The organism is Paraburkholderia sp. PREW-6R (genome assembly GCF_039621805.1).
Taxonomy (GTDB): Bacteria; Pseudomonadota; Gammaproteobacteria; order Burkholderiales; family Burkholderiaceae; genus Paraburkholderia.
In genome coordinates this window covers 2,481,903-2,505,847 of sequence record NZ_CP155073.1, presented here as the reverse complement: position 1 = coordinate 2,505,847, position 23,945 = coordinate 2,481,903, and the positions used below count along the sequence as shown (strand labels likewise).

Sequence of the window (23,945 nt, the reverse complement as noted above, 5' to 3'; positions counted from 1 at the left end):
TGCAATCCATGGTCGAAAGTACGGGTTGAAAGCTGCGCCGGGAGTTATGGCGTGTCGGGTGTGTCGGACCGGCACGCATCTCGCGCGGCTCGCAGTTCAAGTTAATTTCCATTAGGGAGTAATGATGCAAAAACGATTCAAACAACTGATGTTGCTGGCTGCCCTCGTGCCGACCTTTGCCATGGCTCAAGCGCTTCAAAGCCAGGCTCCGGCGGCCCCGGCTGCTGCCGCAGCACCGGTTGACCCGGCCAAGCAGGCAGCAATCAAAGACCTGCTGGACGCAATCGATGCACAGAAGCTCGTCGGCGCGATCGGCAACAGCGCACAGATGCAAGCCAAGCAGCTGGTCCCGGCTATCCTGTCGGACGCGCTGAGCGAAAACAAGACGATGACGGACAAGCAGAAGCAGGCTTCCGTCCCGACGCTGCAAAAGAACGCCGTGCCGAAGCTGGTTGACGGCGCGGGCCAGGTGTTCGCCACTGACGGTTTCCGTCAGGACGCGATGGAAGCTCAGTACGACGCTTATGCGAAGTACTACAGCACGTCGGAGATCAAGGATCTGACCGCGTTCTACAAGAGCCCGACCGGCCGCAAGTTCATCCAGGTGCAAGACCAGGTGGGCCGCGACGTCGTAAATGGTCTGATGCAGAAGTACATGCCGCAATCGATCAAGGCAACGCGCGACCAGGCTGACAAGGAAGTCGCTGCAGTCAAGCCGGCCAAGTAAGCTCAGGTCTGAAGGCTGCATTGGCGCCGTCTCGATCGATCGCCCGGTAGGCTTTACCCCATCGGGTTTGGCGGGTTGGCGGTGACAATGCGATAATGGCCGTTTGCGCACACGCGCAGACGGCCATTTCTTTTTCGGGCGCGAAATCTTCGCAGTAGCCCACTTCGCCGACATTGGCGCGAACCGTTGCTCTCGCGCCTGCTTCCAGGATCTCATGATGCGCGTCTTTAATTTCTCCGCCGGCCCCGCGGCCATGCCCGAAGAAGTGCTCCGTCACGCAGCCGACGAAATGCTCGATTGGCAAGGCAGCGGCATGAGCGTGATGGAAATGAGCCATCGCGGCAAAGAGTTCTTGTCGATCCACGAAGAGGCGCTTGCCGATCTGCGCGCGTTGCTCGAGGTTCCGGCAAGCCACAGCATCCTGTTTCTGCAAGGCGGTGGTCTGGGCGAAAACGCCATCGTGCCGATGAATCTGATGGGCGCGAAACCTCGAGCTGATTTTGTCGTGACCGGCTCGTGGTCGCAGAAGTCGCTCAAGGAAGCGCAGAAGTACGGCACCGTGCATCTGGCGGCCAGCGGAGAAACGGCCGAAGGTTTCACGCGCGCGCCGGCCCGGTCGGAGTGGCAACTGTCCGACGATCCCGCCTATGTGCATCTCTGCACGAACGAAACGATTCACGGCGTCGAAACGTTCGAGATTCCTGACCTGGGTGATATTCCGCTCGTCGCGGACGCGTCGTCGCATATCCTGTCGCGCCCTATGGACATCTCCAGGTACGGCGTGCTTTTCGGCGGCGCGCAGAAGAACATCGGCATGGCCGGGGTGACGGTCGTAATCGTGCGGGAAGATCTGCTCGATCGTGCTCAGCCGGTCTGTCCGTCGGCGTTCGAGTGGAAGACCGTCGCTGCAAATAATTCGATGTACAACACGCCGCCTACCTATGCCATCTACATTGCAGGGCTGGTGTTCAAGTGGTTGAAGAAGCAGGGCGGCCTTGCCGCGATCGAAGCGCTTAACCTCGAAAAATCCAGGCTGTTGTACGAAGCAATCGATTCGAGCAGCTTCTATCTGAACAAGGTCGAGCACGGCTCACGCTCGCGAATGAACGTACCGTTCTTTCTCGCCGACGAGTCGCGCAACGAAGATTTCCTCGCCGGCGCGAAAGCCCGGGGAATGGTGCAGCTGAAGGGCCACAAGTCCGTCGGCGGCATGCGGGCGTCGATTTATAACGCCGTCCCGCTCGAAGGCGTCAAAGCGCTAGTCGAATACATGAAGGAATTCGAGCAGCGCAGCGCCTGAGCCCTGGGCCAGGAGGCGCGCATCCTTTCCAGCACGCATTTGTGCAGCAGCTACCGGCAGGGCCGTTTTCACGCATGGACGACGAACTCAATACCCGACTCAAACCCCTTCGCGAGCGCATCGACGCGCTCGACGCACAACTGATCGCGCTCCTGAATCAGCGCGCTGCGGTGGCGCTCGAAGTGGGTGAAGTCAAGAAGCATTTCAACGCGCCGGTGTTTCGTCCGGAACGCGAACAGCAGGTGATCGCGCGCCTGCAGGACATGAGCGAAGGTCCACTCGCGAGCGAGCACATCAGCGCAATCTGGCGCGAGATCATGGCCGCGAGCCGCGCGCTCGAAAAGACCATCAAGGCTGCGTACCTCGGGCCGGTCGGCACGTATAGCGAGCAGGCCATGCACGAGTACTTCGGTCAGTCGATCGAAGGCTTGCCGTGTCCGTCGATCGACGAAGTGTTTCGTTCGGTCGAAGCGGGCGCAGCCGAGTTCGGCGTCGTGCCGGTTGAGAATTCGACCGAAGGCGCGGTGTCGCGCACGCTTGATCTGCTGCTGCAAACCCAGCTCACCATCGGCGGCGAGCTGGCTTTGCCGATTCACCATAATTTGTTGACGCTCAACGGTGGTTTGACGGGCGTCACGCGTGTGTGCGCGCATGCCCAGGCGCTCGCGCAATGTCAGCGCTGGCTGTCCACGAACGCGCCGCACCTGGAGCGGCAGGCGGTATCGAGCAATGCCGAGGCGGCACGCCTCGCGGCCGGGGACCCAACGGTTGCGGCCATTGCCGGCGACCGTGCCGCAACCCACTATGGCCTGCAAGTTGCCTACGCGCTGATTCAGGACGACCCGCACAATCGCACGCGCTTCGTGATGATCGGCAAGCAGCCGGCGGGGCCGAGCGGCCACGATCAGACTTCGCTGATCGTTTCCGTGCACAACGAACCAGGCGCGGTGTTCAAGCTGCTCGAACCGCTCGCGCGCCACAGCGTGTCCATGACGCGTTTCGAGTCGCGCCCGGCGCGAGTCGGTACGTGGGAATACTATTTTTACATCGACGTCGAAGGTCATCGCGACGACCAGGCGGTTGCCGCGGCGTTGACTGAACTCGGTGAAAAGGCGGCTTTCCTGAAGATTCTGGGCTCATATCCGCGCGCCCGTTGATCGCATGCACCCGGCAAGCGGCGCCGTCTGCGCGCGCCGTCTGCCCATTCAATTATTCACAGTCGTTCGGAGATCATTTCATGACAACGTCCTTCGGTCCTTCCTATGTGCGCGAGATTGCGCCCTATGTCGCCGGCAAGCCGATTTCGGAGGTCGCGCGCGAGTTCGGTCTGGATGAAGCGACGATCGTGAAGCTCGCATCGAACGAAAATCCGCTGGGCATGCCGGAGTCGGCGCAACGCGCCATGGCGCAGGCCGCAAGCGAACTTGGCCGGTATCCGGACGCCAATGCGTTCGAACTGAAGGCGGCGCTCAGCGAGCGTTACGGCGTGCCGGCCGACTGGATCACGCTCGGCAACGGCAGCAACGACATTCTCGAAATCGCGGCGCATGCATTCGTGCAGAAGGGCGAGTCGATCGTCTACGCGCAGTATTCGTTTGCGGTGTACGCGCTTGCCACGCAAGGCCTGGGCGCGCGCGCGATCGTCGTGCCGGCCGTGAAATTCGGCCACGATCTCGACGCGATGCTCGCAGCGATCACCGACGACACGCGGTTGATCTTCGTCGCCAATCCGAACAATCCGACCGGCACGTTCATCGAAGGTCCCAGGCTCGAAGCGTTTCTGGACCAGGTGCCGCGCAACGTGGTCGTCGTGCTCGACGAGGCGTACACGGAATATCTGCCGCAAGAAAAGCGCTACGACTCGATCGCGTGGGTGCGCCGTTACCCGAATCTGCTGGTCTCGCGCACGTTCTCGAAAGCGTTCGGCCTCGCAGGCTTGCGCGTCGGTTTTGCGATTGCGCAGCCGGAATTGACGGATCTGCTGAACCGTCTGCGTCAGCCATTCAACGTGAACACGCTCGCGCAAGCGGCGGCGATTGCCGCGCTGAACGACACGGCATTTCTCGAAAAAAGCGCGGCGCTGAATGCGCAAGGCTATCGGCGTTTGACCGAAGCGTTCGACAAGCTCGGTCTCGAATACGTGCCGTCGGACGGCAATTTCGTGCTGGTACGCGTCGGTCATGACGACGCCGCGGGCAATCGTGTGAATCTGGCGCTGCTCAAGCAGGGTGTGATCGTCCGTCCGGTCGGCAACTATGGTTTGCCGCAATGGCTGCGCATTACGATCGGCCTGCCGCAGGAGAACGAAGCGTTTATCGCGGCGCTCGAAAAGGCGCTCGCCGCCGCGTAAGCGGTATTTCTTGACTCGCGCGTCTCATGCGAATGAGCGCGCTTTTTGTGTGACCGACGTGGCCGCGTTTTCTTTTGACAAGCTGGTAATTTTTGGTTTCGGCCTGATCGGCGGATCGCTTGCGCGCGCGCTGCGCGAGCGCTCAGACGCAACCGGCAAGCGCACGGTGATCGGCGTGGGCCGGTCGGCTGCGTCGAGTGCGCGGGCGCTGGAACTGGGCGTGATCGACCGGGCGGTGTCGTTGAACGACGACGCCGCGCTGCGCGACGCGCTCGACGGCGCGGACTTCGTGCTGCTCGCGGCGCCCGTCGCACAGACGCAGCCTCTGCTCGAACGCATCGCGCCGTTTCTGGACGCCAACACGATCGTTACCGACGCCGGCAGCACGAAGGCAGACGTTGTCGCCGCCGCGCGCGCCGCGCTCGGCGAGCGCCGTGTCGGGCAATTCGTGCCCGGACATCCGATTGCCGGCCGCGAAGCGAGCGGCCCGGACGCGGCGCTGCCCGATCTGTACGTGAATCGCAACGTCGTGCTGTGTCCGCTGCCGGAAAACACGCCGCACGCCGTAGAGCGGGTCGCCGCGATGTGGCGCGCCACCGGCGCCTGCGTCCGCGAAATGGAGCCCGCGCAGCATGACCGCGTGCTCGCGTCGGTCAGCCATTTGCCGCATGTGCTGTCGTTCGCACTGGTCGAGCAGATTCTCAATTCACCCGACGCCGATCTGAAATTTTCCTTTGCCGCAGGCGGTTTTCGCGACTTCACGCGCATTGCCGCGTCGAGTCCGGAAATGTGGCGCGACGTGTGCGTGGCGAATCGCGTCGCGCTGCTCGAAGAACTCGACGACTACACGGCGGTGCTCGCGCGTTTGCGTGCCGCCATTGAAGCTGGCGACGGCGCCGCGCTCGAAGCAGTGTTCGCCCGCTCGCGCGAGGCGCGCAGCGAGTGGCAGGAGCATCGCGCGGCCGACGCGGTCCCCACCGGCCGTAACGTGTCGAACTAACCGGAACTGGACACAATCATGGAATTCCTCGATCTCGGACCCTTTTCCCGTGCGTCCGGCACGGTGCGTCTGCCAGGCTCCAAGAGCATTTCGAACCGGGTGCTGCTGCTGGCCGCGCTTGCCGAAGGCGAGACGACGATCACCAACCTGCTCGATTCCGACGACACCCGCGTGATGCTCGACGCGCTCGAAAAGCTCGGTGTGCGTCTGACGCGCGACGGCGACACATGCGTCGTCCAGGGCACGCGCGGCGCGTTCACTGCGCGCCGGGCCGATCTGTTCCTCGGCAACGCAGGAACGGCGGTGCGCCCGTTGACGGCCGCGCTTGCGGTGAACGGCGGCGACTATCGCATTCACGGCGTGCCGCGCATGCACGAGCGGCCGATTGGCGATCTGGTCGACGGCTTGCGCCAGATCGGCGCGAAGATCGATTACGAGGAAAACGAGGGCTATCCGCCGTTGCGGATCCGGCCCGCACCCATCGCAGTGGATGCGCCGATTCGCGTGCGCGGCGACGTATCGAGCCAGTTCCTCACGTCGCTGCTGATGACGCTGCCGTTGCTGCGCACGGAAAGCGGCGTGACGATCGTGCAGGTGGACGGCGAATTGATCTCGAAGCCGTACATCGATATCACGATCAAGCTGATGGAGCGCTTCGGCATCGCGGTCGAGCGGCATGAGTGGCATCGCTTCGTCGTACCGTCGGGCCAGCGCTATCAGTCCCCGGGCAGGATCATGGTGGAAGGCGACGCGTCGTCGGCGTCGTATTTCCTTGCAGCCGGTGCGCTTGGCGGCGGTCCGCTGAAGGTGGAGGGCGTCGGCCGCGCGAGCATCCAGGGCGACGTGGGTTTCGCCGACGCGCTGATCCGCATGGGCGCAAATCTGCAGATGGGCGAGGACTGGATCGAAGTGCGCGGCGTCGGCAACGACAACGGCAAGCTCGATCCGATCGACATGGACTTCAACCTGATTCCCGACGCGGCGATGACGATTGCCGTCGCCGCCCTGTTCGCGGACGGCACGACCACGCTGCGTAACATCGCGAGCTGGCGCGTGAAGGAAACCGACCGGATCGCCGCGATGGCCACCGAGTTGCGCAAGGTCGGCGCGAAAGTGGAGGAGGGCGAGGATTACCTCGTCGTCACGCCGCCTGCCACGCTGGTCCCGAACGCCTCGATCGACACTTACGACGATCACCGCATGGCAATGTGTTTTTCGCTGGTCAGCCTCGGCGGCGTGCCGATCCGGATCAACGATCCGAAGTGCGTCGGCAAGACTTTTCCTGATTACTTCGAGCGTTTTATTGCGCTCACCCAACCCTGATTCGACCCGAATCGTCTGACGTGCGACCTTTTAGATGAAACCGACCCGTCCCTTTCACCAGACGCCCGTCATTACAATCGACGGCCCGAGTGCCTCCGGCAAGGGCACCGTCGCCGCGCTGGTGGCCGCGAGTCTCGGCTTCCACCTGCTGGACAGCGGTGCGCTGTACCGCCTCGCGGCGCTCGCGAGCATGCGCTACAACGTCGAGGCGCACGACGCCGACGCGCTCGTCAAGCTGATCGACGACCTGCACATCACCTTTCGCGAAGGCTTGGCGCAACTCGACGGTGTCGACGTTTCCGCCGACATTCGCGCGGAGGAAGTGGGTGGCCGGGCGTCGGCCATCGCGGTGCACGCGCCCGTGCGAGCCGCGCTGGTGGCGCGGCAGCGGGCGTTTCGCAAGGAGCCGGGCCTCGTCGCGGACGGCCGCGACATGGGCACGGTGATCTTCCAGGATGCAACCCTGAAGGTGTTCCTGACGGCCAGCGTGGAGGCCCGCGCGGCGCGCCGATATAAGCAATTGATCCAAAAAGGATTTTCTGCTAATATAGTTGACTTGCTCCGGGATTTGCGCGAGCGCGACGAGCGTGACAGTCAGCGCACGGCCGCGCCGCTTAAGCCCGCAGCGGATGCCAGGCTGCTCGATACCTCGGCATTGTCTGTCGACCAGGCGGTCGAGCAGGTAGTGCAATGGTATGAAGCGTTAGTCCCCCACGCCTGATAGAAGTAAGCAGTGAGCAATAAGCGTTGCGTGCCAGGCGTGGCGCAGTAGAAGTCCGTTGTCAGTAGGTGCTTTACGATCGTCGTAAAGCGTTGTGTTAACCCTTTAACCCCGCGTGGCATTCGCAGTTTCGCCGAAGTAGCTGACCGTCCGGCCAGCCGGGCACCGCGAGAACCATGCAAATTTCGATTTTTATGTCCGACCTGCAAACCTCTACCCCGAATACCGAATCTTTTGCGGCTCTGTTCGAAGAGTCGCTGACCAAGCAAGACATGCGCGCTGGCGAAGTGATCTCCGCCGAAGTCGTGCGTGTTGACCACAACTTCGTGGTCGTCAACGCTGGTCTCAAGTCCGAAGCCTACATCCCGCTCGAAGAGTTCCTGAACGACGCGGGCGAGGTAGAAGTGCAGGCGGGCGACTTCGTTTCCGTCGCGATCGACGCGCTGGAAAACGGCTATGGCGACACGATCCTGTCGCGCGACAAGGCGAAGCGTCTGGCTTCGTGGCTGTCGCTGGAAAAAGCGCTCGACAACAACGAACTCGTGACCGGCACGATCACGGGCAAGGTCAAGGGTGGCATGACCGTGATGGTCAACGGCATCCGCGCGTTCCTGCCGGGTTCGCTGGTCGACACGCGTCCGGTCAAGGACACGACCCCGTACGAAGGCAAGACGCTGGAATTCCGCGTCATCAAGCTCGACCGCAAGCGTAACAACGTGGTGCTGTCGCGCCGCGCCGTGATCGAAGCGACCCAGGGCGAAGAGCGCGCAAAGCTGCTCGAAACGCTGAAGGAAGGCGCGATCGTCGAAGGCGTGGTCAAGAACATCACCGACTACGGCGCGTTCGTGGACCTGGGCGGTATCGACGGCCTGCTGCACATCACCGACATCGCATGGCGTCGTGTGCGTCACCCGAGCGAAGTGCTGTCGGTTGGCCAGGAAGTCACCGCGAAGATCCTCAAGTTCGACCAGGAAAAGAACCGCGTTTCGCTGGGTATCAAGCAACTCGGCGACGATCCGTGGGAAGGCATCTCGCGCCGTTACCCGTCGGGCACGCGCCTGTTCGGTAAGGTCACCAACATCACCGACTACGGCGCATTCGTCGAAGTCGAATCGGGCATCGAAGGCCTGGTTCACGTGTCGGAAATGGACTGGACGAACAAGAACGTCGCACCGTCGAAGGTCGTGCAGCTGGGCGACGAAGTCGAAGTCATGGTTCTCGAAATCGACGAAGACCGCCGCCGTATCAGCCTCGGCATGAAGCAGTGCAAGCCGAACCCGTGGGACGACTTCAGCCGCAACTTCAAGAAGGGCGACAAGCTGCAAGGCGCAATCAAGTCGATCACCGACTTCGGCGTCTTCATCGGTCTGCCAGGCGGCATCGACGGTCTGGTTCACCTGTCGGATCTGTCGTGGTCGGAAACGGGCGAAGAAGCGGTTCGCAAGTACAAGAAGGGCGACGAAGTGGAAGCGATCGTTCTCGGCATCGACGTCGAGAAGGAACGTATTTCGCTGGGTATCAAGCAGCTCGAAGGCGACCCGTTCAGCAACTTCGTTGCGATGAACGACAAGGGTTCGATCGTCGACGGCGTGGTCAAGACGGTGGACGCGAAGGGTGCAGTGGTTCAGCTGTCGGCGGAAGTCGAAGGCTACCTGCGCGCTTCGGAAATCGCCCAGGACCGCGTGGAAGATGCTCGCAACGTGCTGAAGGAAGGCGACAAGGTCAACGCGATGATCATCAACATCGATCGCAAATCGCGTGGCATCAACCTGTCGATCAAGGCCAAGGATTCGGCTGAGCAACAGGAAGCGATCCGCGGCCTGGCTTCGTCGGACTCGAGTGCAGCTGCTACCGGCACGACGAACCTCGGCGCGCTGCTGAAGGCCAAGCTCGACGGCCAGAACCAGTAAGCCTGAGAGGTCTGCTGCAGTATGACCAAATCGGAATTGGTCGCCCAGCTGGCTACGCGATTTCCGCAACTTGTTCTTAAAGATGCGGATTTCGCGGTGAAGACGATGCTTGATGCGATGTCGGAGGCACTTGCCAACGGTCATCGCATCGAAATTCGCGGCTTCGGCAGCTTCGGCCTCAACCGCCGTCCCTCCCGCGTCGGGCGCAATCCGAAGTCGGGCGAGAAGGTGCTGGTACCCGAGAAGTATGTACCGCACTTCAAGCCGGGCAAGGAATTGCGTGAGCGGGTCGACCGGCGTTCGGGCGAACCGCTGAAAGCCGAAGAGCCGGATGACGACGACCTGTAAGCGCCCCGCCGTGCGGTTGGCGGCGTGGCCTTGGTAGCGTCAGCGGCCAAAGCCAGACGGCAAAAGACCATGAAAAGCGCCCTCGGGCGCTTTTTTTTCGCCTGTACTTTTATGTAAGCGTCAGATCGTCAACGCACCTGGCGGCGAGCACCGATAGGTCCCGCCTAAGGCTGCTATCCGCCAGTTCCTGCCCAGCCGCGGGGCCTTCCATTACAATACGGGTCACTTCGGCGCGGGCAACACCGTGGCGCGACGCGTCATCCAAGCCGGCGTCACCCCGCAACTGCCGTCAAGAGACCTATACATGAAATTTATCGTCTGGCTGATCCGTGTGCTGGTGTTCGTGCTGCTGCTGGTGCTCGCGCTCTCCAATACACAACCCGCTACGCTGAATTTCCTCGCAGGCTATGCATGGTCGGCGCCTCTGATTCTGATCGGCCTCGCGTTCTTCGTCGTGGGGTTGCTGGCGGGGCTAGTGTCGTCGTTGCCGGCAATGGTGCGCCTGCGCATGGAGAATGGGCGGCTCAAGCGCGAGTTGCGTGTTGCGCGCGAAGCGCCGGTTGTCGTCGAACAGCCGCCCATGCCGCCATTGATCTGAATTCGTGAACCGCTCTGCCAAAGTGCGGTTCTTCACCCCTCGGTTTTCCGCACATTGACATTGATCGCATGGATCTAGATTTCTGGTGGCTGCTCGTCATACCCGTCGCTTTCGCGTTCGGCTGGATGGCTGCGCGTTACGACCTCAAGACGTTGCTGTCGGAAAGCGCGAACCTGCCGCGCTCGTATTTTCGCGGTCTGAATTTTCTGCTCAACGAACAGCCGGATCAGGCGATCGACGCGTTCATCGAAGTCGTCAAACTCGACCCGGAAACCGTGGAGCTGCATTTTGCGCTCGGCAATCTGTTTCGTCGGCGGGGCGAGACAGATCGTGCGATTCGCGTGCATCAGAATCTGCTGAGCCGTGCCGACCTGCCGGTTAGCGAACGCGATCACGCGCTATATGAACTCGGCCAGGATTTCCTCAAGGCCGGCTTGCTCGATCGTGCGGAAGAGACGTTCCGCTCGCTTGAGACGGGCGACTACTCGCTCGGCGCACAGCGTGCGCTGCTTACCATTTATGAGATTGAGAAGGACTGGGTGAAGTCGATCGACACCGCCCGCCATCTCGAAACGATGGGCGCCGAATCGCTCGACAAGGAAATTGCCCAGTTTCATTGCGAACTCGCACAGGAAGCGCTGCAGCAGAAGAATCCGGACGAAGCACGCCGGCAGCTGGGTTTCGCGCTGAAAGCCAATCCGACCAATGTGCGCGCCACGATTCTGTTCGGCGATGTCGACGCGGCCGGCGGCGCGCAGGAAGCGGCGATTGCGCATTGGTTGCGCGTCGAGGAGCAGAATCCGGCTTATTTGCCGCTTGTGGCGGAAAAGCTGATGAAGGCCTATGAAGCGCTCGGCCGTCCGCAAGACGGCGCCGACCTGCTTACCTCGTGGGTCGACCGCTATCCGTCGAATGATTTGCTCGACGTCGCGTACCAGCACGTTGCGTCGTTGCGTGGTCCGGATGCGGCGCACGCGCTGGCGCGCTCGCAGATGCAGAAAGCGCCCAACCTCGCCGGCATGACGCGGCTGCTCGAAGCGCAGCAAGCCGTCGCCGAAGAGCCGCGCCGCAGCGAACTGGAGCTGATGCGCACGCTGATCCGTCAGCGTACGAAGAATCTGCCGCGCTATACGTGCCAGAATTGCGGTTTCAGGGCGCGGCTCTTTTACTGGCAATGCCCCGGCTGCAGCGGTTGGGAAACCTATGCGCCGCGTCGCGTCGAACCGATCGCGGCGTCGAACTGATTGCGGACGTCTTCGTAACGGCGGGTCGCACCGGCGGCCCGTCAGGCGGAACTGACCCGGCGGTGTCGTCGCGGCCAGGCTGATTACGAAAAACCCTCACGGGAACCTCCTACCGGAAAGCGTATGAAAATCACCATTATCGGCACCGGCTATGTCGGCCTCGTCACTGGCGCGTGTCTCGCAGAAATCGGCCACGATGTGTTCTGCCTCGACGTCGATCCGCGCAAGATCGAGATCCTGAACAACGGCGGTGTGCCGATCCACGAGCCGGGCCTGCAGGAAATAATCAAACGCACGCGCTCGGCGCGGCGCATTCAGTTCTCAACGGATATCGAAGCGAGCGTGGCGCACGGCGACGTGCAGTTCATCGCCGTTGGCACGCCGCCCGACGAGGACGGCTCGGCCGACCTGCAATACGTGCTGGAGGCGGCGCGCAATATCGGCCGCATGATGAATGGGTTCAAGGTGATCGTCGACAAGTCGACGGTGCCGGTGGGCACCGCGCAGCGCGTGCGCGCGGTCATCGACGAAGAACTGGCGAAACGCGGGCTTGCGGATAACGGTCAGTACGGCTTTTCTGTCGTGTCGAATCCGGAGTTCCTGAAGGAAGGCGCGGCGGTGGACGACTTCATGCGCCCGGACCGCATCGTGATCGGCATCGACGAGGATGAAGCCGGCGAGCGCGCGCGCGAGCTGATGAAGCGCCTGTACGCGCCGTTCAACCGTAATCACGAGCGCACGCTTTATATGGACGTGCGTTCGGCGGAGTTCACGAAGTACGCCGCGAACGCCATGCTCGCCACGCGCATCTCGTTCATGAACGAGATGTCGAACCTGGCGGATCGCGTCGGCGCGGATATCGAGTCGGTGCGTCGCGGCATTGGCTCGGACCCGCGCATCGGCTATCACTTTCTGTACGCGGGCTGCGGCTATGGCGGTTCGTGCTTCCCGAAAGACGTACAGGCGCTGATTCGTACTGCGAGCGAGATCGGTCAGAACCTGCGCATCCTGGAAGCGGTGGAGCAGGTGAACGACGACCAGAAAGACGTGCTGGTGCAGAAGATCACCGCACGGCTCGGCGACGATCTGCGCGGCCACACGTTCGCCGTCTGGGGTCTCGCGTTCAAACCGAATACCGACGACATGCGCGAGGCGCCGAGCCGTCGCGTGATTGCCGAGTTGCTCAGGCGCGGCGCGAGTGTTCGCGCGTACGATCCGGTTGCGCTGACGGAAGCGCAGCGCGTCTTCGCGATGGATCTGCAGGACGCGCCGGATCAGCTTGCACGTCTCACGTTCACGAGCACTCAGGACGAAACGCTGACCGGCGCCGACGCACTCGTGGTCGTGACCGAGTGGAAGGAATTCAAGAGCCCGGATTTCGTGTACCTGAAATCGGTGCTGAAATCGCCGCTCATTTTCGATGGCCGCAACCTGTATGAACCGGAGACGATGGCCGAACTGGGCATCGACTATCACTCGATTGGACGTCCCTATGCACAACCCTCTGAACTTCCGGCCAATGGCCCCGGCCATGCCTGAGGGCGCACCGTCGCAACCGGCACCGGAACTGACGCTCGTGCCGCGCCAGCAACTCGGCGCGGCGCGCGTGCTGGTGGTGGGCGACGTGATGCTGGACCGTTACTGGTTCGGCGACGTGAACCGTATCTCGCCGGAAGCCCCGGTGCCGGTCGTGCATGTGCAGCGTCAGGAAGACCGTCTCGGCGGCGCGGCGAACGTCGCGCGCAATGCGGTGGCGCTCGGCGCCCAGGCGGGCTTGCTCTGCGTGGTCGGTCACGACGAGCCTGGCGAGCGGATCGTGCAATTGCTCGGGGAGAGCGGTGTTGCGCCGCATCTGGAACGCGATCCCGATCTGCTCACCACGATCAAGCTGCGCGTGCTGTCGCGGCAACAACAGCTGCTGCGCGTGGACTTCGAGAACACGCCCGCGCACGAAGTGCTGCTTGCGGGCCTTGCGCGTTTTGACGAACTGCTGCCGTCGCATGACGTGATCCTGATGTCGGACTACGCGAAGGGCGGTCTCACGCACGTCACGCAGATGATCGCGAAGGCGCATGCGGCGGGCAAGCCGGTGCTGGTGGACCCGAAGGGCGACGACTGGGAGCGCTATCGGGGTGCCACGGTCATCACGCCGAACCGCGCCGAGTTGCGCGAAGTGGTGGGGCAGTGGAAATCGGAAGACGATCTGATCGCCCGCGTGACCCGACTGCGCGAAGAACTCGAATTCAAGGCGCTGCTCCTCACGCGCTCCGAAGAAGGCATGACGCTCTTCTCCGACGACGGCATCCTGCACGCGTCGGCGGTTGCACGCGAAGTGTATGATGTCTCGGGTGCCGGCGACACCGTGATCGCCACGCTCGCCGCCATGCTGGGCGCGGGTCTGACGCTGGTCGAGGCGGTCGGGCTCGCGAATCGCGCGGCCGGCATCGTGGTCGGCAAACTCGGCACCGCCACCGTCGATTACGACGAACTCTTTCATTGATACGAGCCGCCGCGCTGACCGTCGCTTGCGCTCGCCCGGACGAGCTGCGGTAACGGCGGCAGCGCAGCCATGCACACTACCGCAGGATCATCATGACCCTCATCGTCACCGGCGCGGCCGGTTTCATCGGCAGCAATCTCGTGAAGGCGCTCAACGAGCGCGGTGAGCAACGCATCATCGCGGTCGACAATCTGACGCGCGCGGACAAGTTCAGGAATCTGGTCGACTGCGAAATCGACGACTATCTCGACAAGACCGAATTCGTCGAACGCTTCAAGGGCGGCGACTTCGGCAAGGTGCGTGCGATTTTCCACGAAGGCGCCTGCTCGGACACGATGGAAACCGACGGCCGCTACATGATGGACAACAACTTCCGCTACAGCCGCGACGTGCTCGACGTGTGCCTCGCGCAGAACATCCAGTTCCTGTATGCGTCGTCGGCGGCAACGTATGGCGGATCGAGCCGTTTCGTCGAAGAGCGCGAAGTCGAGCAACCGCTGAACGTGTATGGCTATTCGAAGTTTCTGTTCGACCAGGTGATCCGGCGCGTACTGCCCACCGCGAGGAGTCAGATTGCGGGCTTCCGCTATTTCAATGTGTACGGCCCGCGTGAAACGCACAAGGGGCGCATGGCGTCCGTGGCGTTCCACAACTTCAACCAGTTCCGCGCCGAAGGCAAGGTAAAACTGTTCGGCGAATACAACGGCTACGCGGCGGGCGAGCAGACGCGCGATTTCGTTTCGGTCGAAGACGTGGTCAAGGTCAACCTGTTCTTCTTCGACCATCCGGACAAGTCGGGCATCTTCAATCTCGGCAGCGGCCGCGCGCAGCCGTTCAACGATATCGCGAGCACCGTGGTCAACACGCTGCGCTCGCTGAACAACGAGCCGGCGTTGTCGCTCGCCGATCTCGTGCAACGCGGACTGATCGAATATATTCCGTTCCCCGACGCGCTGCGCGGCAAGTACCAGTGCTTCACGCAAGCCGATCAGTCGAAGCTGCGCGCGGCCGGTTACGAGGCGCCGTTCCTCAGTGTGCAGGAAGGCGTGGATCGCTACGTACGTTGGCTATTCGGCCAGGTGTAAATAATTCGGATACCTCTTTAAACTGGAATCTCCCGGTTGGTGATGACGCCAGCCGGTTGTTTGAGGGAGATTCCATATGTTTCGAAAAATTCTGGTTACCGCGGCCATGCTCGCCGCTTTCGGCCACGCGTACGCGGCGGTCGACGTCAATACGGCTAACGAAGACGCGCTGCGTGGCATCAAGGGCATCGGTCCTGCCAAGGCGAAAGCCATTCTCGACGAGCGGGCAGCGCATGGCCCATTCAAGGACTCGGCCGACCTCGGCAAGCGCGTCAAGGGCATGGGCGGGCATACCGTCGAGCGCTTGCAGGCGGAGGGTCTCGCTGTCGGTCCGGCTGGCGCGGCTGCTAGCACGCAGGTTGCGGCGGCTGCATCGACCAAAGGCACGACCGTTTCGGGCAATGCCGCGAAGAGCGGCGCCACAGTCGCGGTAAAAAAATAGTCGGTGTCCACTGTGCGGCGGCCGTGCGAGGCGCGCCGCACAGTCAATGCTCGGGTTGCGCTTCATGGTCGGAGTGCGCATGAACACTCCTTCAGCTGTCATGCAGATGACTGGCTCCCGCGGTTCTCGGCCGCGGGCTTTTTGTGTTGGCGAGCAGTGCATTACAAAGTACGCGCACGTCGCAGGCGAATACGGGCATCCATGCAGGTAGAAGGGGCGGGCGGCAGCCGCGGGCATCGTGGTTTAGAATCAATGAATTGAAGACTCCGCGCATCGACAGCACCAGAACCGATATGGCATACAAAACGATTGAAGACACGATTGGCAATACGCCGCTCGTGCAACTCGTCCGGCTTCCCGACGACGACATCCGCGCTCGCAACAACGTCATCCTGGCAAAGCTCGAGGGAAACAATCCGGCGGGTTCGGTGAAGGACCGCCCGGCGCTGTCGATGATCAAGAAAGCGGAAGCGCGCGGCCGCATCAAGCCGGGCGACACGCTGATCGAATCGACCAGCGGCAACACGGGGATCGCGCTTGCCATGGCGGCGGCGATTCGCGGCTACAAGATGGTCCTGATCATGCCAGAGGACCTGTCGATCGAGCGTCGTCAGAGCATGGCCGCCTATGGCGCGCAGATCATCCTGACACCGGTCACCGGCGGCATGGAGTACGCGCGCGATCTGGCCGAGCAGATGCAGCGCGAAGGCAAGGGCATCATCCTCGACCAGTTTGCGAATCCGGACAATCCGGCGGCGCACGTCGAAGGCACGGGTCCGGAAATCTGGCAGGCCACGGAAGGGCGCATTACGCACTTCGTGTCGTCCATGGGCACGACCGGCACGATCATGGGCGTGTCCGCTTATCTGAAAGAGAAAAACGCAGCCATTGAGATCATTGGCGCGCAGCCTGAAGAGGGTTCGCGTATCCCTGGCATCCGCAAGTGGCCAGAGGCGTATTTGCCGAAAATTTTCGATCGCAGCCGCGTGGATCGCGTCGAGAACGTGAGCCAGGCCGCGGCCGAAGCCATGGCGCGGCGCCTGGCGTCGGTTGAAGGCATCTTTGCCGGCATCTCGTCGGGCGGCGCGTGCGAGGTGGCGCTGCGCGTCGCGCGTCAGGTCGAGAACGCGACCATCGTGTTCATCGTATGCGATCGTGGCGACCGGTATCTGTCGACCGGAGTCTTCCCCGCCTGAGTGACACGCTCCGAAGTGCGAAGCCAAAGAAAAATCGCCGGCCCGGCGCTTTTTCTTTTATAGCTGGCGTGGAATTGGACGGCGCGATCAGGTGTGCGCCGCTCCTCGCAACGTCACTTCATTGCGGCGCCGTGTCTGCCGACGCCGCGCCGTCCGGCGCGTTGCCGGTTGTATTACCCGTTGCATGACTCGCGGCGTTCGCCGCATCGCTCGCCTCCAGTTGCGCCTTGACCCGCTGGCCCAACTGGTACACCGCCAGCGCATAGAAGAAGCTGCGGTTGTAGCGTGTCAGCACGTAAAAGTTCTTCAGGCCCAGCACGAACTCGGTGCCGCGTCCCGGCGACGGCAGGTCGACCACCGTGACCGGCGTGCCCGCCTCGGCGGCCACGTCCACGTCCGGCTGGTTCAGCAGCAAACCGGCACGCAGCAATTGAGACAGCGGCCAATGCGGTTCAGGCTGACCGTCGGCCGCCGCTTGCGCGACGCCCAGGCTGCCCGCGTCCGAGCCGATCTTCCACACGACGGGCCGGCCGCTTTCCCAGCCGTTCTGACGCAGATAGTTGGCGACGCTGCCGATTGCATCGGCCGGACTCGTGCGCAAGTCGATCTGCTTGTTGCCGTCGTAGCTCACTGCATACTGAACGATGCTGCTCGGCAGGAACTGCGGGATACCGATTGCACCCGTGTATGAGCCGAGCACCGTGGTCGGATCGATCTGCGAATCGCGCGTCCACACCAGATAGTCTTCGAGATTCTTGCGGAAGGTCGCCTGGCGATCGGCGCGGTTCGGTGTGTTCGGATAGTCGAAGCTGAGCGTGGTCAGCGCGTCGAGCACACGGAAGTTGCCCATGAAGCGCCCGTAGATCGTCTCTACGCCAATAATGCCGACAACCATCTCGGGCGGCACGCCGAACTCCTCATAAGCGCGTTGCAGCGTATCGCGGTTCGCGCGCCAGAAGCGCACCCCCGCGTTGATGCGCACCTGGTCGAGAAAACGCGACTGATACACGCGCCAGTTCTTGACCGACGGCGAAGGCGACGGCGTCACGAGCTTGACCGCGGTCGCCGAATAGCTCACGCCGGCAAAGAGCGCGTGCAATGAAGACTCGTCGAAGTCATAGCGCGCGACCATGTCGTTGATGAACGCGTCGACATTCGCATTGTTCGCGTAGCGCTGCGGAATGATTTCTTCTTCGAAAGTCTGCCCTTGCGGCACGCTGGGTTGCGGCTGGCTCTGCGCGAGCAGCGTGGGCGGTGTCTTGCCGATGCCTTGCGCGAGCGCCGGCGTGGTTGCCATGAACATGCACGATGCGACAGAAAGTGCTGCGGCCACAGTGGTGATGCATTGCCGGTTTCGTGCAGACAGAGCAAGCTTGACGGTCATAGTGAGCTGAGGGCGCGTGTCGAGGAAGACGTAGGGAAAATCGGTTCGGGGCAGTATACCCGACGCCCTTCGCAAAATTGTGCAGCACACGTCACAGCCACCCCGTGTGGTAACTTGATGATGTTGGCGCGCCGAGGGCGCGCGCCCCTGGAAGGAGACACGCCGCGCGCGCTGCGAAGCGCCGCGCCGCGCAAGAGAATCATGGCAACCGGTTTCTATACTCACGCCGACTGTTTGCAGCACGACATGGGGCAGTGGCACCCCGAGTGTCCGGCCCGTCTGCATGCCATCGAAGACCAGCTGATCGCGAGCCGCATCGACTCGCTCATTGAGCGCGAGTCCGCGCCGCTGGCCGACGACGCGTCGTTGTTGCGCGTGCATACGCGGGCACACGTCGACTATCTGCGCAGCCGCTCGCCCGCCGAGGGCCTGGCCGAAATCGACCCCGATACGTCGATGAATCCGCACACCTTGCAAGCGGCGTTACGTGCCGCGGGCGCTGCGGTCGCCGCGACCGACGCGGTGATCGAGGGCCGTTACGACAACGCGTTCTGCAGCGTGCGGCCGCCGGGCCATCACGCGGAACCGGCGCGCGCAATGGGCTTCTGCTTTTTCAATAACGTCGCGATTGCCGCGCGTCATGCGCTTGAAGTGCATGGGCTGGAGCGCGTGGCGGTCATCGACTTCGACGTGCATCACGGCAACGGCACCGAGGCTGCGTTTTCGGGCGACCCGCGCGTTCTGATGTGCAGCATCTTTCAGCATCCGTTTTATCCCTTCACGGGCGCCGATAATCAGGCGCCGAACATGTGCAACGTGCCCATGCCGGCGCGCTCGAAGGGCATGGCGGTGCGCGAGGCGGTGGACATGCTGTGGCTGCCGCGTCTGCATGAATTCAAGCCGGAGATGCTGTTCATCTCGGCCGGTTTCGACGCGCATCGCGAGGATGATCTCGGCAACATGGGACTGGTCGAGGACGACTACGCGTGGATCACGGATCAGATGCGCGAGATCGCGAAGCGCTATGCGCGCGGGCGGATCGTCAGTTGCCTCGAAGGCGGCTACAACCTGTCCGCGCTTGGACGCAGCGTGGTCGCGCATATGCGCTCGCTGGCGGGCATCTGAGCCGAAGGCGGGCGCCCGGGTGTCGCGGCGCGCGTGAGCCGCATCAATTGAAAGAGGAGCGAGCGATGAACGCCGAAGTGCGCAGCCTTTCACTGGTCGAAGTCGAGCATGGCGTGTACGGCCTGCCCGGCGTCACGCGTGTGACGATGAAACGCCCGGACGCATTCAACGCGCTCTCGGAGGCGCTGCTCGAAGATTTGCAGACCGCGCTGAACCAGATCGGGAAGTCGGATGCGCGCGTCGTCGTGATCGCCGGTGCGGGGCGTGCGTTCTGCGCAGGTCACGATCTGAAGGAAATGCGTGCGGCGCCGTCGCTTGCTTACTACCAGTCGTTGTTCAACCGTTGCACGAAGCTGATGCTGACGATCCAGCGCCTGCCCCAGCCCGTGATTGCGCGTGTGCACGGCATCGCGACGGCGGCGGGCTGTCAACTGGTTGCGATGTGCGACCTGGCGGTGGCCGCAGATACCGCACGCTTCGCGGTCTCCGGCGTCAACCTCGGGCTCTTTTGCGCGACGCCGTCGGTGCCGCTCTCGCGCAACCTGTCGCGCAAGGCCGCGCTCGAAATGCTGCTGACGGGCGACTTCATCGACGCCGTACACGCGAAGCAGCAAGGCCTCGTCAATCGCGTGGTTCCGCTGGACGCGTTGGATGCGGAAGTGTCGCGTCTCGCAAGCAGCATCTGCGCAAAGCCGGTCGAAGCCGTGCGCGCGGGCAAAGACCTGTTCTACCGTCAGGCCGAGATGGGCATCGAAGCCGCCTACCAGCTTGCCGGCCAAACCATGGCATGCAACATGATGGACGACTCTGCGCTGGAGGGCGTGCAGGCGTTTATCGACAAGCGTCCGCCGGACTGGAAGCAATAAAGGGCAAAAGAACAGGCCGCCAGACTGACGGGAAAGGCCTCAGAAAAGACGCACGGAATCACGCAGAAAACCTTACCCGGAGCGACCTCAAACACTCCGCCTCGTGATCCACTCGATCACCTCATCGATTACCCGATCGCGATCGAGATCATTCATCGTCTCGTGGAAGCTGCCCTCATACATGGTGAGCGTCCTGTCGGGCGAGCCGACGTGTTCTCCGAATGCACGACTGCCATCAGGTTCGGTCAGCTGATCGGCGGTCCCGTGATAAACCAGCACCGGGACACGCAACGTGGCGCGCCCGCGCTCGATTCTCGTCATTGCCCGCAACAACTCCGCGCCGGTGCGCGCCGGAATGGCACCATGATGCACGAGCGGATCATTGCGATTGGCGTTGACGACAGGCTGGATCCGCGAGAGCAACGCGGCGTCGATTTTCATGGCCGGAAAGCCGGGCCATAACCGGCTGACGATCTGGCTCAGAGCAAGCATCCATCGCGGCACGTCGCGGCCGGGCGCAAGTGCCGGGCTCGACAGGATCAATCCGTTGAGCCGCCGCCCGCTCGCGGGCAACCGTTCAATGGCGTAGAGGGCCGCGACGGCGCCGCCCATGCTGTGTCCCATTAGAAAGAGCGGCGCGCAACTCTGCGCTGCATCGTCGAGCAATGCCTGCACGTCGAGAAGATAGTCGTCGAAACGCCTGACGTAAGTCCGTTTGCCCGGCGCATGGCCGTGCCCGCGCAGGTCGATAGCGACGAGTTCAATCCCCGCGGAATTGAGCCGATCGGCCAGTGCCGCATAACGTCCCGCATGCTCGGCGAGCCCGTGCACGAGCGCGACCGTCGCGCGCATGGGTGCGGTGGCCGGCCACCGATACAGCGGCAGGTCGACGCCGTCGCGGGCCGCGACGGTCGAGCGGCGCGCGCTGCCGCCTTTGCGCACGTTCGCGCCTGGCCGAACGTTATCTGGCCGGGTTGTTGCCATGATTGCCAATAGTCCTTAAAAAAACGTAGTTGTTGTTCGACCGATCCTATCTGCAGCCGCATCGTTTCAGCTTCTCCGGCGTACCGCGCACGTCTCTAATGCCTCGCAGTTATAAATAGATCGGAATTGATTATTAATCGGAATGTCGACGCTGCGGTAGAATTGCCGCCTCAAATCCCAATAAAAGCAACGGCGGCCGCTTGTCGGGAGCGCAACGCGCTCGCTGGCAATCTCCGCCGTTTCGTTTTTCCATGATCGAAATACGCAATATCTCCCAGCGGTTCGCCGGGCCCCGGGGCTGGGTCGAGGCGCTGCACAACGTCAATCTGTCCATCCCGGCGGGCGAGGTGTTCGGCATCATCGGCCGCAGCGGCGCCGGCAAGAGCACGCTCGTGCGCACCATCAACCTGCTCACCCGTCCGACCGAAGGCAACATCGTCGTCAACGGTCGCGATCTGACCACGCTGCCCGCTGCGCAACTGCGCGACGCGCGTCGCGAGATCGGCATGATCTTTCAGCACTTCAATCTGCTGTCGTCGCGTACCGTTTATGAGAACGTCGCGTTGCCGCTCGAACTGGCCGGGATGAAGCGCGACGAGATCGAAGCGAACGTGTTGCCGCTGCTCGAACTGGTCGGTCTGTCGGCACAGAAGGACCGCTATCCCGCGCAGATCAGCGGCGGTCAGAAGCAGCGCGTCGGCATTGCGCGCGCGCTGGCGAGCAAGCCGAAGGTGCTCCTCTCCGACGAAGCTACGTCCGCGCTCGATCCTGAGACCACGCGCGCGATTCTCGAACTGCTCAGGCGCATCAATCGCGAACTGAACCTGACCATCGTGCTGATCACGCACCAGATGGACGTGATCAAACAGGTCTGCGACCGCGTCGCCGTGCTCGACGCGGGCCGCGTAGTCGAAGAGGGCAAGGTGATCGACGTGTTCCTGCAGCCGCATCACGAAGTCACACGCGCATTGATCGGCGACGTGATCGCGCAGGAGTTGCCGCCGGCAATGAAGGCGCGCGTCGCCGAGCGTCTGAAGACCGGCAGCGGCCACCTGCTGCGCCTCGCGTTCACCGGTTCGGGCGTGGATCAGCCGATCCTCTCGGAAACGATCCGCCGCTATGAGCTCGATTTCAATATCCTGCACGGCCAGATCGACGAGATCCAGGGTCAGGCGTTCGGCTCGCTCGCGGTGCTCGCGGGTGGCGAACCGGTGAAAGTGGCGCAGGCGCTGACGTACTTGCGGGAACAGGGCGTGGTCGTGGAGGAGCTTTCGTATGTTGAGTGAAATGTTCGATATGTTCGTCCAGTCGTTCTGGGAAACGCTCGTCATGGTGGGCATCTCCGGACTGGTGGGCGCGGCGCTCGGCTTGCCGCTCGGCGTGCTGCTGTATCTGACGGACCGCAACGGCGTGTTGCAGAACATCGCCGTCAATCGGGTGATGGGCGTGATCGTGAACGCCGTGCGTTCGACGCCGTTCATCATTTTGCTGGTGGCGGTGATCCCGTTCACGCGGCTCGTCGTGGGATCGTCGATCGGCACAGCTGCGGCCGTGGTGCCGCTCACGATCGCCGCCGCGCCGTTCATCGCGCGCCTCGTGGAAACTGCGCTGCGCGAAGTGGATCGCGGGCTGATCGAAGCCGCGCAGGCGATGGGCGCGACCACCAGCCAGATCGTCTTCAAGGTGTTGTTGCCGGAGTCGCTGCCGGGCGTGGTTGCCGGGCTGACCATCACGTTCGTCTCGCTGGTTGGCTATTCGGCGATGGCCGGTGCGATCGGCGGCGGTGGTCTTGGCGATCTGGGCATCCGCTATGGCTATCAGCGCTTCCTGCCGGAAGTCATGCTGACGGTCGTCGTGATACTGATCGTGTTCGTGCAGTTGGTGCAGTCGTTCGGGGATTGGCTCGTGCGTCGTTTGAGCCATAAGTAAAACAAGGGGTCATCGGGACCCACCAAGGTTTTGGAGAGATTCGTCATGCAACGTCGTTTCATTCTCAAGCTGGCCGCCACGCTCGGCGCCGCGTCGCTGTTTGCCGCCGCGACCACGGCTCGGGCCGAGGACACGATCAAGGTCGGCGTCACCGGCGGCCCGCACGCGCAAATCATGGAGGTCGTGAAGACCGTCGCGGCGAAGAACGGTCTGAACATCAAGATCGTCGAGTTCTCGGATTACGTGCAGCCGAACGCGGCGCTCGCCGGCGGCGATCTGGACGCCAACAGCTACCAGCACGACCCATACTTGCAGGCGCAGGTCAAGGACCGTGGCTACAAGCTGATCCGTGTCGCCGATACGGTGACGTACCCAATGGGTATTTACTCGAAAAAGGTGAAGTCGCTCGGCGAACTGCAGCCGGGCGCCAGAATCGCCGTGCCGAACGATCCGACCAACGGTGGCCGGGCACTGTTGCTGCTGCAGAAGCAGGGTCTGCTGAAACTGCGCGCGGACGCGGGCCTGAAGGCCACGCCGCTCGACATCATCGACAATCCGAAGAAGTTGAAGATCGTCGAACTCGACGCCGCGCAGATTCCGCGCTCGCTGAATGACGTGGATGCTGCCGCGATCAACACCAATTTCGCTATGGAAGCCGGGTTGAAGCCGAAGCAGGACGCCATTGCGATCGAAGATCCGAAAGGTCCGTATGTGAACATCATCGCGATTCGCGAAGCGGACAAGGGCAAGCCGTGGGTCGCGAAGCTCGTCGCCGCCTATCATTCGCCGGAAGTGAAGCAGTTTGTCGACAGCAAGTTTGGCGGTTCGGTCATTACCGCCTGGTGAGGCGGCCGCCGCGGCCACCGCGGCCACCGCGGCCACTGCGGCGACGGTGGTGCGGTAAAAACAGACG

24 protein-coding genes are annotated in these 23,945 nt (G+C 62.6%); 21 read left to right on the top strand and 3 right to left on the bottom strand.

The features are described 5' to 3' along the window. Positions 1–124 precede the first annotated feature (124 nt). The gene (locus AAGS40_RS10890) at positions 125–727 is read left to right on the top strand and encodes a DUF2059 domain-containing protein (protein WP_345814371.1); all 603 of its coding nucleotides are present in this window, start codon (positions 125–127) and stop codon (positions 725–727) included. Here AAGS40_RS10890 and AAGS40_RS10885 read toward each other — a convergent pair. Further along, positions 711–1,031, bottom strand: a complete 321-nt coding sequence (locus AAGS40_RS10885) for a hypothetical protein (protein WP_345814470.1) — start codon at positions 1,029–1,031, stop codon at positions 711–713. The two genes, AAGS40_RS10890 and AAGS40_RS10885, sit on opposite strands and share 17 nt — an antisense overlap. Between AAGS40_RS10885 and serC the strand changes: the two genes are divergently transcribed. From serC to cysM, 15 genes are all read left to right on the top strand, one after another. Beyond that, positions 945–2,027, top strand: coding sequence for a 3-phosphoserine/phosphohydroxythreonine transaminase (gene serC, locus AAGS40_RS10880; protein ID WP_345814369.1), 1,083 nt, complete (start codon positions 945–947; stop codon positions 2,025–2,027). The genes AAGS40_RS10885 and serC overlap by 87 nt on opposite strands. A gap of 74 nt (positions 2,028–2,101) precedes the next feature. Further along, positions 2,102–3,184 (top strand): prephenate dehydratase, encoded by a 1,083-nt coding sequence (gene pheA, locus AAGS40_RS10875; protein ID WP_345811261.1) that lies wholly within the window; start codon positions 2,102–2,104, stop codon positions 3,182–3,184. Positions 3,185–3,264: 80 nt separating this feature from the next. Then, positions 3,265–4,377 carry a histidinol-phosphate transaminase gene (hisC, locus tag AAGS40_RS10870; protein WP_345811260.1) on the top strand — a complete coding sequence of 371 codons (1,113 nt, stop codon included), beginning with the start codon at positions 3,265–3,267 and terminating at the stop codon, positions 4,375–4,377. A gap of 49 nt (positions 4,378–4,426) precedes the next feature. Beyond that, positions 4,427–5,377, top strand: coding sequence for a prephenate dehydrogenase/arogenate dehydrogenase family protein (locus AAGS40_RS10865; protein WP_345811259.1), 951 nt, complete (start codon positions 4,427–4,429; stop codon positions 5,375–5,377). 18 nt (positions 5,378–5,395) lie between these two features. Then, positions 5,396–6,700 carry a 3-phosphoshikimate 1-carboxyvinyltransferase gene (aroA, locus tag AAGS40_RS10860; protein ID WP_345811258.1) on the top strand — a complete coding sequence of 435 codons (1,305 nt, stop codon included), beginning with the start codon at positions 5,396–5,398 and terminating at the stop codon, positions 6,698–6,700. A gap of 34 nt (positions 6,701–6,734) precedes the next feature. Next, complete coding sequence (gene cmk, locus AAGS40_RS10855) at positions 6,735–7,421, top strand: (d)CMP kinase (protein ID WP_345811257.1); 687 nt, start codon at positions 6,735–6,737, stop codon at positions 7,419–7,421. A gap of 176 nt (positions 7,422–7,597) precedes the next feature. Next, on the top strand, positions 7,598–9,331 hold the full coding sequence (gene rpsA / locus AAGS40_RS10850; RefSeq protein ID WP_020068971.1) for a 30S ribosomal protein S1: 1,734 nt from the start codon (positions 7,598–7,600) through the stop codon (positions 9,329–9,331). Positions 9,332–9,352: 21 nt separating this feature from the next. Then, positions 9,353–9,679, top strand: a complete 327-nt coding sequence (locus tag AAGS40_RS10845; protein ID WP_074300394.1) for an integration host factor subunit beta — start codon at positions 9,353–9,355, stop codon at positions 9,677–9,679. Between the two features lie 304 nt (positions 9,680–9,983). After that, positions 9,984–10,277: a LapA family protein gene (locus AAGS40_RS10840; RefSeq protein WP_345811256.1), complete on the top strand. Its 294-nt coding sequence runs from the start codon at positions 9,984–9,986 to the stop codon at positions 10,275–10,277. A 68-nt stretch (positions 10,278–10,345) separates the two neighbouring features. After that, a complete protein-coding gene (lapB, locus tag AAGS40_RS10835; RefSeq protein WP_345811255.1) occupies positions 10,346–11,521 on the top strand; it encodes a lipopolysaccharide assembly protein LapB in 1,176 nt (391 codons plus the stop codon). Between the two features lie 123 nt (positions 11,522–11,644). Continuing rightward, positions 11,645–13,060, top strand: a complete 1,416-nt coding sequence (locus AAGS40_RS10830) for a UDP-glucose/GDP-mannose dehydrogenase family protein (RefSeq protein WP_345811254.1) — start codon at positions 11,645–11,647, stop codon at positions 13,058–13,060. Beyond that, a complete protein-coding gene (rfaE1, locus tag AAGS40_RS10825; RefSeq protein WP_345811253.1) occupies positions 13,014–14,021 on the top strand; it encodes a D-glycero-beta-D-manno-heptose-7-phosphate kinase in 1,008 nt (335 codons plus the stop codon). Before AAGS40_RS10830 ends, rfaE1 begins: the two co-directional genes overlap by 47 nt. A gap of 92 nt (positions 14,022–14,113) precedes the next feature. Further along, positions 14,114–15,106: an ADP-glyceromanno-heptose 6-epimerase gene (gene rfaD / locus AAGS40_RS10820; protein ID WP_345811252.1), complete on the top strand. Its 993-nt coding sequence runs from the start codon at positions 14,114–14,116 to the stop codon at positions 15,104–15,106. A gap of 76 nt (positions 15,107–15,182) precedes the next feature. Next, a complete protein-coding gene (locus AAGS40_RS10815) occupies positions 15,183–15,548 on the top strand; it encodes a helix-hairpin-helix domain-containing protein (protein ID WP_345811251.1) in 366 nt (121 codons plus the stop codon). Positions 15,549–15,841: 293 nt separating this feature from the next. Then, on the top strand, positions 15,842–16,744 hold the full coding sequence (cysM, locus tag AAGS40_RS10810) for a cysteine synthase CysM (protein WP_345811250.1): 903 nt from the start codon (positions 15,842–15,844) through the stop codon (positions 16,742–16,744). Positions 16,745–16,862: 118 nt separating this feature from the next. Here the strand turns inward: cysM and mltB are convergent, their stop codons facing one another. After that, a complete protein-coding gene (gene mltB, locus AAGS40_RS10805; RefSeq protein WP_345811249.1) occupies positions 16,863–18,047 on the bottom strand; it encodes a lytic murein transglycosylase B in 1,185 nt (394 codons plus the stop codon). 282 nt (positions 18,048–18,329) lie between these two features. Here mltB and AAGS40_RS10800 point away from each other — a divergent pair, with 282 nt between their 5' ends. Next, the gene (locus AAGS40_RS10800; protein ID WP_345811248.1) at positions 18,330–19,253 is read left to right on the top strand and encodes a histone deacetylase family protein; all 924 of its coding nucleotides are present in this window, start codon (positions 18,330–18,332) and stop codon (positions 19,251–19,253) included. Positions 19,254–19,318: 65 nt separating this feature from the next. Beyond that, positions 19,319–20,119, top strand: a complete 801-nt coding sequence (locus AAGS40_RS10795; RefSeq protein WP_345811247.1) for an enoyl-CoA hydratase — start codon at positions 19,319–19,321, stop codon at positions 20,117–20,119. An 87-nt stretch (positions 20,120–20,206) separates the two neighbouring features. On the opposite strand, the gene AAGS40_RS10790 is transcribed toward AAGS40_RS10795, so the two are convergent. After that, on the bottom strand, positions 20,207–21,103 hold the full coding sequence (locus tag AAGS40_RS10790; RefSeq protein WP_345811246.1) for a lysophospholipase: 897 nt from the start codon (positions 21,101–21,103) through the stop codon (positions 20,207–20,209). A 251-nt stretch (positions 21,104–21,354) separates the two neighbouring features. Here AAGS40_RS10790 and AAGS40_RS10785 point away from each other — a divergent pair, with 251 nt between their 5' ends. The 3 genes from AAGS40_RS10785 to AAGS40_RS10775 are packed head-to-tail and all read left to right on the top strand — an operon-like array spanning position 21,355 to position 23,878. Beyond that, complete coding sequence (locus AAGS40_RS10785; RefSeq protein WP_345811245.1) at positions 21,355–22,389, top strand: methionine ABC transporter ATP-binding protein; 1,035 nt, start codon at positions 21,355–21,357, stop codon at positions 22,387–22,389. Beyond that, positions 22,379–23,032: a methionine ABC transporter permease gene (locus tag AAGS40_RS10780; protein WP_345811244.1), complete on the top strand. Its 654-nt coding sequence runs from the start codon at positions 22,379–22,381 to the stop codon at positions 23,030–23,032. The genes AAGS40_RS10785 and AAGS40_RS10780 overlap by 11 nt, the downstream gene beginning before the upstream one ends. Positions 23,033–23,077: 45 nt before the next feature. Beyond that, positions 23,078–23,878 (top strand): MetQ/NlpA family ABC transporter substrate-binding protein, encoded by an 801-nt coding sequence (locus AAGS40_RS10775; RefSeq protein WP_345811243.1) that lies wholly within the window; start codon positions 23,078–23,080, stop codon positions 23,876–23,878. Positions 23,879–23,945: the final 67 nt, after the last annotated feature.